Annotated in this window: 1 protein-coding gene; it reads left to right on the top strand. The window is 67.7% G+C overall.

The features are described 5' to 3' along the window. Nucleotides 1-759, top strand: a 759-nt coding sequence (locus tag E4099_RS32565) for an acyltransferase domain-containing protein (protein ID WP_135342668.1), incomplete at both ends; no start/stop codon positions are given.

Genomic DNA, 759 nt, shown 5'->3' with positions numbered 1-759 from the left:
CGATGGTGGCGGTGCAGGCTGCTGAGGCTGATGTTCTGCCGTTGCTGGTGGGGCGTGAGGCCGAGGTGGGTATCGCGGCTGTCAACGGTCCGGTGTCGGTGGTGCTGTCCGGCGTTGAGACCGCTGTTCTTGAGGTCGCTGAGAAGCTGGCGGCTTCGGGTGTGAAGACCAAGCGGCTGCGGGTCTCGCATGCGTTCCATTCGCCGTTGATGGAGCCGATGTTGGCGGAGTTCGCGGCGGTGGCCGAGGGGTTGTCGTATGTGGCGCCGTCGATCCCGGTGGTCTCGAATGTCACTGGCGAGATCGCTTCCGCTGAGGAGCTGTGTTCGCCCGGGTACTGGGTGCGGCATGTGCGGGAGGCTGTGCGGTTCGCGGCGGGTGTCGAGGCTTTGGCGGGTGCCGGGGCTTCGGTGTTCTTGGAGTTGGGTCCGGATGGGGTGCTGTCCGCGATGGGCCAGGACTCCTTGCCCGAGGCGGTGTTCGCGCCCGCGCTGCGCGCTGACCGCGAGGAGGCCCAAGCACTGTCCGAGGCGCTTGCGCAGGTCTTTGTGCGGGGTGCGTCGGTCGATTGGGTTGAGGTGCTGCGTGCTGCTGGGGTGCGGGGTCGGCGGGTGGAGTTGCCGACGTATGCGTTCCAGCGGGAGCGGTTCTGGTTGGAGCCGGTGGCGGTCTCGGCGGATCGTGGTGAGGCGGTGGATGCCGGGTTCTGGGATGCGGTGGAGCGTGGGGATCTTCCCGCGTTGGCCGACACCTTGGCGT

Source organism: Streptomyces palmae, assembly GCF_004684805.1.
Taxonomy (GTDB): domain Bacteria; phylum Actinomycetota; class Actinomycetes; order Streptomycetales; family Streptomycetaceae; genus Streptomyces; species Streptomyces palmae.
This window is presented reverse-complemented; position numbering and strand designations above follow the sequence as displayed.